Source organism: Marinococcus salis (assembly GCF_054971365.1).
This window is the reverse complement of sequence record NZ_JBQOJB010000033.1, coordinates 1-10,503: the sequence shown is the minus strand read 5'-3', so window position 1 is coordinate 10,503 and position 10,503 is coordinate 1. Positions and strand designations below refer to the sequence as shown.

At 46.9% G+C, this 10,503-nt stretch carries 9 protein-coding genes; 2 read left to right on the top strand and 7 right to left on the bottom strand.

Features of this window, described 5'->3' with window-relative positions; translation table 11 throughout:
* The first annotated feature begins 171 nt into the window (after positions 1–171).
* Entirely contained in the window at positions 172–645 is a 474-nt protein-coding gene (locus tag ACTTK6_RS15485) for an NUDIX hydrolase (protein WP_462833904.1), read from the top strand.
* 250 nt (positions 646–895) lie between these two features.
* Here the strand turns inward: ACTTK6_RS15485 and ACTTK6_RS15480 are convergent, their stop codons facing one another.
* Positions 896–1,618: a Na-translocating system protein MpsC family protein gene (locus tag ACTTK6_RS15480; protein WP_462833903.1), complete on the bottom strand. Its 723-nt coding sequence runs from the start codon at positions 1,616–1,618 to the stop codon at positions 896–898.
* 286 nt (positions 1,619–1,904) lie between these two features.
* On the opposite strand from ACTTK6_RS15480, the gene ACTTK6_RS15475 reads away from it, so the two are divergent.
* The gene (locus tag ACTTK6_RS15475) at positions 1,905–2,225 is read left to right on the top strand and encodes a DUF3243 family protein (RefSeq protein WP_462833902.1); all 321 of its coding nucleotides are present in this window, start codon (positions 1,905–1,907) and stop codon (positions 2,223–2,225) included.
* A 131-nt stretch (positions 2,226–2,356) separates the two neighbouring features.
* Here the strand turns inward: ACTTK6_RS15475 and ACTTK6_RS15470 are convergent, their stop codons facing one another.
* The 6 genes from ACTTK6_RS15470 to ACTTK6_RS15445 all read right to left on the bottom strand — a co-directional run bounded on the left by ACTTK6_RS15470 (position 2,357) and on the right by ACTTK6_RS15445 (position 10,331).
* Positions 2,357–3,160: an alpha/beta fold hydrolase gene (locus ACTTK6_RS15470; RefSeq protein ID WP_462833901.1), complete on the bottom strand. Its 804-nt coding sequence runs from the start codon at positions 3,158–3,160 to the stop codon at positions 2,357–2,359.
* 403 nt (positions 3,161–3,563) lie between these two features.
* Entirely contained in the window at positions 3,564–5,111 is a 1,548-nt protein-coding gene (gene pruA / locus ACTTK6_RS15465; protein ID WP_462833900.1) for an L-glutamate gamma-semialdehyde dehydrogenase, read from the bottom strand.
* Between the two features lie 14 nt (positions 5,112–5,125).
* Positions 5,126–6,334 (bottom strand): ornithine--oxo-acid transaminase, encoded by a 1,209-nt coding sequence (locus ACTTK6_RS15460; protein WP_462833899.1) that lies wholly within the window; start codon positions 6,332–6,334, stop codon positions 5,126–5,128.
* A 140-nt stretch (positions 6,335–6,474) separates the two neighbouring features.
* The gene (locus ACTTK6_RS15455; protein WP_462833898.1) at positions 6,475–7,866 is read right to left on the bottom strand and encodes a YjiH family protein; all 1,392 of its coding nucleotides are present in this window, start codon (positions 7,864–7,866) and stop codon (positions 6,475–6,477) included.
* A 44-nt stretch (positions 7,867–7,910) separates the two neighbouring features.
* Positions 7,911–8,804 carry an arginase gene (gene rocF, locus ACTTK6_RS15450; protein ID WP_462833897.1) on the bottom strand — a complete coding sequence of 298 codons (894 nt, stop codon included), beginning with the start codon at positions 8,802–8,804 and terminating at the stop codon, positions 7,911–7,913.
* 111 nt (positions 8,805–8,915) lie between these two features.
* On the bottom strand, positions 8,916–10,331 hold the full coding sequence (locus tag ACTTK6_RS15445; RefSeq protein ID WP_462833896.1) for a sigma-54 interaction domain-containing protein: 1,416 nt from the start codon (positions 10,329–10,331) through the stop codon (positions 8,916–8,918).
* Positions 10,332–10,503 lie beyond the last annotated feature (172 nt).

Here is a 10,503-nt window from a genome sequence, read left to right as displayed (position 1 = left end):
GTACCGTAGCTACGGGGATTCTGTCTCTTTTTTATCGTTAATGGAAATAATTGTTAGTAAACCCGCAACAAAAGAGTCTATAAAATGAAAAGCCTTATATTTTTAGAGCGCGCATAATATGTAAACTTACAAATTCATTTCTGGTTCTACTTCATTAAGGAGAGGATGGCTTTGACAAACAAAATCCCGGACACTTCGGGGCGAAAATACATTGCACTGGACGAGCCGGAGGCTGTGGTGGTGCTGGCTAAACTGGGCGGATCGCTGCTGCTCATTGAACAATACCGCCCGCCAGTGGAATCTTTTGTAATGCAACTGCCAGGCGGCGGCGCTGAGCCTCATGAAGCATTAGCTGATGCCGCCCGCAGAGAATTTACGGAGGAGACCGGCTATACCTGCGGCCAGGTGAACTATTTAAGAGACATGCTCCCCGCTCCCTGGCGGAGCAATGACCGCACCCATCTTTTCTTCACAGATGACGTGCAGGACTGGCAGGAACAGCAGCTTGAAGATCATGAAACTATTCAAGTTTATCTCCTCCCCCTTAGCGAATGCGTTGAAAGAGTGAAAAACAATACTTTTACCGATGGAGAGTTAAACACTGCGATTTTCCGCTCCTGGCTCCATGGATACCTGGAGTTATAATAATATATTTCGGCTATCAGTAAATCTTTCATGCACTATACCTTAAATTTACCACCAATGCTTCTTATGTTCCTGTTATTGCGGCAAAAAAATAAATGGTGCTTGTGTTTATAAAACAATGCAGTTAAGAATCATCGCACCTACGTGAAATTTATTAAACTTATTAACTCTTATTTTCCATTTAACACATAAAAACATGCCGGACTCTTTCAAGCACCGGCATGTTTGATATTAATGCTGCTTTACGTATTTAATTGTTTGTGGGCAGCGGATCAGTAAGAAGAACGAGCACGCTGGTATCCTGCTCAAAATCCCAGTCAACGAAAATATCGCGAATCTCCACGCCCAGCCGCCGGTCAAATTGTTCCTCGTAAAGCAATCTCTTCTCTAGCTGGCGCTTCACGGTTTTGAGCGTTTTCCCGTAACCCGTACGGATTAGTTCTTTTTCGATCATGATCAAAACGTCAGAGCGAACGACAATGAAGGTCCGGTCATTAATCTGATGGGCGTAAATCGTGCCGGGAACCTTTTCGGTGCGCACGCTTACCTCGTGAACTCCCTGTTGGAGGCTCGACTGATGCGGGGAATCCTCAAGTGAAGGCTGATTCTGAAAGGAAGGTTCATGCAGGGCGGTAATCATGCCGGAACGGTTTATCATGTTCCAATCTACGAAAAATGTCCAGCCTTCACTTTCCATCAATTGATGCAGCGCTTGTGATACTTCCGGGAGCATTTTTGCCATCATCGTTTCCCGAAGCTCTTCGACCGCTTCCTGGCCGTGCTGATCTAAAAGAACTTCTTCCATGGGAGCCAGAAATCTCTGGATATGGATGACAACACTGTGCGGATCGAGACTGACATATACAGACTCCGGCCCGCGGCCAAAGTGTTCGCGCAGAACCCGTCTGACATAAATTCCCAGTTCTTTTTGCTGTTCCTGTTGGGACCGCCGTTGAATATCTGCAGGCAACATTATATTTCTCCTTTCATTTATGCCGGGGCGCATAGAAAAAGCCGAAGACGCCGAAAGTATTTCGGGTAGTCTTCGGCTTATACGATAGGCGCTTTATGTTCTCGTATTGCGGCCATTATAAGTTATAGGTCGTAACCATGGTTTAGCCATTCCCGCTCGTTTGAAAACAAAACATTTTAAAGGTATTACCTGCACTTTAAATAAGCTTGGCATTTTGAAAAAAGATGTTTGTTACCCACAAATAAAAGGAAAGGCTTTTACATACCAACTTAAGGATGCTTTACAGATGAGCAACGAAGATCCGAAAAAAGCCGATCAAGAAATTCAAAAAATGGACCAGGAAGACAAAAACGAGATTTTAGAACACTTTTCCACATTTAAAGATTATTTAGGAGACCAGGTTCGCAAGGGAGAAAAATTAAACCTCAGCGAAAAAGGACTAGCCCAGGGGGCCAAACGAGTCTCGGATTATTTGAATAAACACGAAGAACCTAAGAACAGAGAAGAAAAAGTACTGCACGAACTATGGAATGCAACTGAAAATGAAGACGAAAAAAACACATTTGCGAGATTACTAGTCCGCCTGGCCCAGCAAACAAATGATTAAAATAAATGCCTTTCCCCCAGCAAATGTCTCCGGGCATTTGCTTTTTTACGTTCTGAAACAGCCATTGTTTTATCAAACACAAAAAAACCGGCTTTATTGCCGGCATCCATAAGCAAAATATCTATATTCTATTACGTTAATTGCGGCGGGCTACTGGCGGAAGCGCTCTGTATTTCCACAACAAACCTCCGGATGATAGCGTTCATTTCCTCGGCGGCTCTCGTCGGCAGCTGATGGGCTTTGCCATAAATATGAACATTGCGCACGTCAGGAAGAAGTTCTTGAAAGTCATGCTGGTTTCTTTTTACGAATATATCGTTGCTCCCGAAAATCGCCAGCACTGGACACATAATTTCTGGAAGGAGGTTTCTGTTGTCATGATGCCGTCCATGCAAATACATACGCTCCAAAATGTCCGGACTGCTGTTTTCGATATTCCAATCAATACGTTTCTGCTGCTCCTGGTCGCTCGTGTGAGAAAAAGCAAGCGCTTTGCCAATAGTGCCGATAAGGTTTTCGTACGTGCTCCATATGCCAAGGCGGAATTTCCCTGCCAGCATCCAGGTCCGCACCCTTGGAAAACTGCTGATCATTACCAGGGCTGCCGTCTTCTCCGGGTAGCGGTAAGCAAACAACTGGCTCGGCAATCCGCCATACGAATACCCACAAAGGGTAACCTGTTCCGCCTCAAGATGGCTGACCAGCGCGTATATATCCTCTGTCCACTGCTTGATGATGTGTTCGCTTATGTCTCCCCGCTCGCTTCTGCCGTTGCCTCGCGGGTCAAACGTCACCACCTGGAATTCACCGGCAAGCGGATGCTGCTGTTCAAAAGCCGCGCAGCCCATCCCGGGCGGGGATACGAATATCAGCATCGGCCCTTCTCCCCGGCTTTCATAGTAAATTGATGCATTTCCTGAAGTAAAATATGGCATGACTCTCTCCTTCGACTGTTTCAGCCTGTGTAATGTGAGTTTATCCGTATTTCTTTTACCACTTCTTGCCCAGGGTAAACCCGCAATATTTTTTCCACATTAACCTTTTCCTAATGCGTTTTCAGAAAATTTATATTTCATTTCTATTTATCTTCAAAATAAAAGCTTCACCTTCTCTTCGCATATTTGCGCAAAAGTTGTTTAATAATAACGGAGTTGGGCCGATAGGTGCCAATGCATAATAGATTTCTTTACATAAAAGAACAAGTCGATCATGATTTGAAAAAAGCAGACCTGGCGTTAAAGATGCCTACAAAAAGTGATTAATGAAAAAGTACGCGCAGCTGGCTAATCCGCCTCTGCGCGTACTTATTTCAGTATATGGAAATAGCCTCCTTACATATTAAAGCGCATGGCTGATGGTCTTCGGATGCATATGCTGGATCAGGTAGTCCGGGCCGCCGGCCTTGGCATCCGTACCGGACATTTTGAAGCCGCCAAAGGGATGGTAGCCGACGATGGCGCCGGTGCAGTTGCGGTTGAAATACAGGTTGCCGACGTGGAAATGGAGCTTGGCGTATTCCAAATGATCGATGGTATTGGAAATGACGGCCCCGGTTAAGCCGTACTCCGTATTGTTGGCAATGTCGATGGCTTCTTCGTAGGAAGAGGCTTTCGTAAACGCCACGACCGGGCCGAAGATCTCCTCCTGCATCAGACGGGCGTTCGGGTCCACGTCGGCAAAGATGGTCGGATCAATGAAGTATCCATTGGAGTCGTCGCCCGTTCCGCCGGCCACCAGCCGGCCCTCCTGTTTGCCGATCTCGATATAGCCGGTGATTTTGTCAAAGGCTTTCTGGTTGATGACCGGGCCCATGTAGGTCGCATAGGACGCCGGGTCCCCGACCGCCAATGCTTTCGCCTGTTTTTCCACCTTGCGCAGGACGTCATCGTACACGTCCCGGTGCGCGACGACCCGGGAGCCGGCCGAGCATTTCTGGCCGGAAAAGCCATAGGCGGACGCGATAATGGCTTCCGCGGCCGTATCAAGATCCGCGTCGCTGTCGACGACCACCGTATCCTTGCCGCCCATTTCCACGATGACCCGCTTCAGGTGCTGCTGGCCCTCCTGAATGGCGGCGGCTTTTTGGTACAGGCGTGTGCCGGTGGCCCGGGAGCCGGTGAAGCTGATCAGCGCGGTTTGGGGATGATCCACGAGGTGGTCGCCGATGGCTTCGGGGTCCCCGGGGACGAAGTTAATGACGCCGTCCGGCACGCCGGATTCGATCAAAATGTCGACAAACTTCGCCGCGATCACCGGGGTCGGCTCGGCCGGCTTTAGCAGCACGGTATTGCCCGTCACCAGCGGGGCGACCGTGGTCCCCACCATGATCGCGCAGGCGAAATTCCAGGGGGGAATGGTCACGGCCACCCCGAGCGGCTGGTAGATGTACTGGTTGTATTCTCCCTCGCGGCTGTTGATGGGCTTGCCGTTTTTCAGCTCGAGCATCTGGCGGGCATAATATTCCACGAAATCAATGGCTTCGGCCACATCCGCATCGGCTTCCTTCCAGGGCTTGCCACCCTCTTTGACGAGCGTGGCCGAGAGTTCATGCTTCCGGCGGCGCATGGTGGCAGCGGCCCGGAACATCACTTCCGCCCGGGCATCGGCACTGGTCGTCCGCCAGGACCAAAACGCTTTGCTGGCCGCATCGAAGGCCTGATTAATCAGGGCGGGATTGGCTTTGGAGACCCGGCCGACCACTTCCTTTTTATTGGCCGGGTTGGTGGACACCAGCTTTTCGCCCGTGATGATCCGCTCCCCGCCAATAATCAGCGGGTAGTCCTGGCCGAGTTGTTTGTCGACGTCCTTGATCGCGTCCGCAAATGCCTGGCGGTTCTGTTCATCGGTGAAATCGGTGAAAGGTTCATGCCGGTAGGTGATATACATGGGAATTCCTCCTCTTATTGTTCTTTCGTAAAAATTTTATTGATTTGCTCCATCGCCCAATCCAATTCTTCCTGCTGGATCGTAAGCGGCGGAGAAAAGCGGATGACATTTTCATGGGTCTCCTTGCATAACAGCCCAAGTTCTTTTAGTTGTTCACAATAAGAGCGGGCTGGAACAGTAAGCTCCATGCCAATAAATAAACCGCGCCCCCGTACTTCTTTAATATGAGAATGATGGATAGCGGCTAATTTATCTTTAAAATAACCCCCGAGCTCCAAGGAGCGTTCCACTAGCTGCTCCTCCTGAATGACTTCGAGCGAGGCTACCGAAACCGCACAGGCCATAGGGTTGCCGCCAAAGGTGGAGCCATGGGACCCCGGGGTAAACACGCCAAGAATATCTTCATGGGCCGCTACGCAGGAAACGGGAAAAACACCGCCGCCGAGTGCTTTGCCGATAATGTACATGTCGGGTACAACATCTTCCCAGTCGCAGGCAAATACTTTGCCTGCCCGTCCCAGCCCGGACTGGATTTCATCAGCTACAAACAAAACATTTTCCTTCTCGCAAATCGCCTGTGCTTCTTTTAAAAAGCCTTCCGGCGGAATAATTACTCCAGCTTCTCCTTGAATGGGCTCAAATATAAAGCCGGCCGTATTCGGCGTGATGGCTTGTTGGAGAGCCTCCGCATCCCCGTAAGGAATCACTTTGATTCCTGGCAGAAGAGGGGCAAATCCTCGTTGATACTCCGATTCAGAAGAAAGGGAAACCGCACTCATGGTCCGGCCATGAAAGTTCCCTTCACATGCGATAATTTCTGCCTGTCCTTCCGGAATCCCTTTCCTTTCATAGCCCCAGCGGCGGATTGCTTTGACGGCCGTTTCCACTGCTTCTGTGCCTGTATTCATCGGAAGAACCATTTCTTTTCCTGTCCATGTTGAAACCATTTCATAAAAGGACGCCAGCTGGTCATTATGGAAAGCCCTGGAGGTAAGTGTCACCCGGTCGGCCTGGTCTTTCAGAGCCTGAATAATTTTAGGATGACGGTGGCCCTGATTGACTGCAGAGTAGGCACTTAACATATCCATATATTCATTTCCCTCGGGATCTTTCACCCATACGCCCGAGGCTTCAGCAATAACCACCGGCAATGGCTTATAATTTTTGGCTCCGTGAGCGCTTGTTCGTTCAATGATATTCTCGGATGAAATTTTTGTTTTCATCTTGAACAACCTCCTTATTCTTTCTTTACTATTTATATGCAATATCCATGCCAAAAAACTCATTGTAATAACAGATTATAATTTATCGGATGTTGTCATATGACAAATAATTTTTCAGCGCTTTGCAAAAATATTTGTCTTTAAAATAAGAGGTGTGCCATTCCTACAGCTACTGGCAGCACAATCACCGTGCGCTGCAAAAATATGATGATGAGATCACTCATTTTCACTGGAATTTTAGAGCCTAAAAGCAGCCCGCCGACTTCAGACATGTAAATAAGCTGGCTGACAGAAACCACCGCGATCACGAAACGGGTTAATTCGCTCTCAATGCCGCTTCCAATAACTGCCGGCAGGAACATGTCGGCAAACCCTATTACCATTGTCGGCGCTGCCTGTACAGCTTCAGGCACCTGCATTAGTGATAATAAAGGAATAAAAGGCGCTCCCAGGTAGTTAAAGAAAGGAGTATACTCGGCAATTATTAGTGTAATGACACCAAAGGCCATTACGACCGGAAGAACGCCGAGCCACATATCTAAAACGTTTTTTGCCCCGCCCCGAAAGATAGATGAAAACACTTTTGTCTCAGAAGCCTTTCCCGCAGCCTTCATAACGCCCCATTGAAATATATTGAGATGCGCCGGCTTTTCCTCGTCTGCTTTTTGATAGCTTCCGTTCGATAGTTTATGTGATTTTCTCGAAAGCGGCGGCACCCGGGGAATAATCAAAGCGCAGGCCCCTCCAGCGAGCACGATGGAAAAATAGTAAGGCCCAAACATGTGCAAAAGATCCAGATAAGTAATGATTACAATGCTGAACGTAATGGATACTAACGAAAACGTCGTGCCGATTACCGCGGCTTCGCGCTCGGAATAATATCCCTCTTCGTATTGTTTATTGGTTAATAATACACCGACAGTCCCGTCCCCCAGCCACGAAGCCAGGCAGTCAATCGACGAACGTCCCGGAAGCGTAAACAGCGGGCGCATAATTTTTGTGAAAAAAGCACTGCATAATTCCAGTAATCCAAAATTAAGCAGCAAGGGTAAAAACAGGCCTGCAAACAAGAAAACTGTAAACAAAATAGGAAGCAGATCGTACATCAACAGACCCCCGGTGTTTTCGGACCAAATAAATTCCGGCCCGATTTCCCACACCGTCATAACGGCAGCAATCACAGCTATTCCCCGTATGATGGTCCAGGGGGTGTTGACATGAAATAGCCTGTAAAAAAAACTGTCTTCAGCGACGAAAGAAGCCCGGGTCCATTTCATGAGAACTGTACAAACAAATGTTAACGCAATGGCTGCAGTGATAATGAAAGGTAAAGCGGTGCTCAGAGCACCCTGCAGAGCGCCTGCCAGCAGTGCTACCGGAATAGTGACGCTCCCATCATAAGAAAGGGGGGTCATAAACAAGAACACACCTAATATAGAAGGAAACACAAATTTGCTTATATTTTTTTTCGATAAGGAGGCCGTCTCTTCGATTCCTCCCCTTGGATTTAAACGGGACAGATCATCTTTCATGCGTATCGCCCTCTTCCCTTATAAGATGATGAAATCATAAGCTTTTACAGCAGCTTCTCCCCGAACAGTGAGCCCATCAATTCGACTGCGATTTGCGCTGTCCTGTTCTTTTCATCAAGAATAGGATTTACTTCCACAAAATCCGCGGAGGTGATAATATCCGCCTCTGCAAGCATTTCCATCGCCAAATGACTTTCCCGGTAGCTCATTCCGCCTACAACAGGTGTTCCAACTCCTGGCGCTTCTTCCGGGTCCAGGCCATCCAGATCGAGACTGAGGTGAATGCCATCCGTCTTAGAGCTTAAGTAAGCGATTGCATCTTTGATCACGTGGGACATGCCCGAGTGATCAATCTCATGCATTGTATAAACCCGTATACCCAGCTCATGAATGAGCTTTTTCTCTCCTTCATCCAACGAGCGCGCGCCAATGATAACGATATTTTCCGGCTGTACTTTCCGATCTGCATGCTGAATATTTGTTAATTGCTGGTTCCCAAGCCCTAATGCTACAGCTAAAGGCATACCGTGGATATTGCCGGAAGGGGAGGTGTCATCTGTATTCAGATCTCCGTGAGCGTCATACCATATGAGCCCCAGATTTTCATAATGCGCGGACACACCCGCAATAGAGCCAATAGAAATGCTGTGATCGCCCCCGATCGTCAGCGGGAAATAACCTTTTTCAATATTCGTCGAAACACGTTCTGCAAGCTCCTTGTTTACCCTGGTGATTTCCTGTAAATTCTTCGAACGGTCCTCGTCCGCTTTCTGCCTCGTATCTACGTAAATGTCACCAAAATCCTCAACCTCACAGCCTAACCTGCTCAATCGTTCGAACATTCCCGCATAACGTATGGCGCTCGGGCCCATGTTCACTCCTCTGCGCCCCTGGCCTAAATCCATCGGTACTCCATGAATAGCTATTTTAGTTTTCATGCTGTATCCTCCTATTTATGTATTCGCTTACATAGTCAATTAATGCAATTTTTGTGCCAATAAAGGCAAAGTAATATAAATTCTCTAAAGGGAAATCTTCGGAGCACGAATCTATAACCGTAACTTCTGGATATTCAGCTTGTTCAACCGGTAATGCAGGCTCTGACGGCTTAAACCCAGCTGGGCCGCTGAATCCTTCACATGATAATTGTTTTCTTCCAGCACCTTTAAAATGAATTGTTTTTCCTGATAGTACAGAAAGTCATGTAACCCCATTTGTCCAGTAGAAGCTGCTGGTTCTTCCTCTTCGGCGGGCACCTCCTGGGGAAAACCTGGCGCAGCTGACTTTAAACCATCTGAAGCTGCTTTTATCCTTTTATGTATATGCATAGGAAGATGTGAAGCCCGTATAGCTGTTTCGTGATCAGTTATATTCATAGCCCCTTCAATTAGATGCTCCAGTTCCCTTACATTTCCCGGCCATTCATAATTCATAAAAAATTGCATGACATTTTCGTCAACTTTTTCAATGTTCATACGGAACAAAGCATTATATTTCTGGATAAAATAATCACTTAACATCTTAATGTCGTCTTTACGGTCTTTTAAAGGAGGGATAAATAAAGAAACAACTCCAAGGCGGTAATAAAGATCCTTCCGAAGGTGCTGGTTTGTAATAGCCTCAATAGGATCTTCGTTACTGGTGGCGATAATACGGACGTCAACACTAATGTCCCTGGTGTCCCCAATCCGCCGGACGCTGCGCTCCTGGAGCACTCTCAGCAGCTTGGACTGCAGATGCATACTTAACGAGTTGATTTCATCCAGGAGAAGTGTGCCTCCTTCGGCTTGTTCAAACAATCCCGGCCGGTCAGCTGAACCTGTAAAAGCTCCTTTTTTTGTTCCAAACAGGATGCTTTCAATGAGACTATCAGGCAAAGCAGCACAGTTCTGGCTGATAAAAGGCTTGGAAGACCGATCGCTGCCATTATGAATACTCTGTGCAAAAATTTCTTTGCCGGTCCCGGTCTCTCCGATAATCAGCACTGAAGAACTGGTTCTTGTCGCACGCTTGGCGTACTCAATAATCTCCTTAATTTCAGTGCTTTGGCCGATCACGTCCTCAAAGGAATAACTTCTCTGGGCCCGGTCCATATTTTCCTGAATAAGCTTTTCGAGCATAGTCACATCTTTGGCCAATTCCACTGCCCCAATGATCGTATCCTTTTTCCACACCGGGAATGTATGATTGACCGAGGTAATCTCATTTCCTTTATTATTTAAATATGTTTGTTTAATATTTTTAAACTCTGCGCCTTCCTGTAGGGCACGCTCCAATGTACTTGGTTCTCCGGATTTAAATTTAAATACCTGGTCTATCGATCGGTTTATTACTTCTTCTTTATCCATGCTCTCAATGGATGCCATTTTCGTGTTGTAAATGACTGTATTGCCATTCACGTCTACAGCATGCACTCCTATATCCACTTCCTCCATTAACTTTTCGTACATTTCATGTTCCACCATGCAATCATCTCATTAATTTTTCTTTAGAAAAAATTTTTTTCGCCCGGAAATATCAATTTAAAAACAACGACAAATAATTTTTCTTCTCTATACTATACTTTTAAGTTGCAGGTTTGAAAACAAATGTTGGTCATAGAAGTAAATATTGGAAATTATATCCAATATCATCCAA

Coding starts and splice junctions, on each gene's coding strand:
- ACTTK6_RS15480 (WP_462833903.1), bottom strand. CDS start 1,618: ATGTTGCCTGCAGATATTCAACGGCGGTCCCAACAGGAACAGCAAAAA.
- ACTTK6_RS15475 (WP_462833902.1), top strand. CDS start 1,905: ATGAGCAACGAAGATCCGAAAAAAGCCGATCAAGAAATTCAAAAAATG.
- ACTTK6_RS15470 (WP_462833901.1), bottom strand. CDS start 3,160: ATGCCATATTTTACTTCAGGAAATGCATCAATTTACTATGAAAGCCGG.
- pruA (WP_462833900.1), bottom strand. CDS start 5,111: ATGTATATCACCTACCGGCATGAACCTTTCACCGATTTCACCGATGAA.
- ACTTK6_RS15460 (WP_462833899.1), bottom strand. CDS start 6,334: ATGAAAACAAAAATTTCATCCGAGAATATCATTGAACGAACAAGCGCT.
- ACTTK6_RS15455 (WP_462833898.1), bottom strand. CDS start 7,866: ATGAAAGATGATCTGTCCCGTTTAAATCCAAGGGGAGGAATCGAAGAG.
- rocF (WP_462833897.1), bottom strand. CDS start 8,804: ATGAAAACTAAAATAGCTATTCATGGAGTACCGATGGATTTAGGCCAG.
- ACTTK6_RS15445 (WP_462833896.1), bottom strand. CDS start 10,331: ATGGTGGAACATGAAATGTACGAAAAGTTAATGGAGGAAGTGGATATA.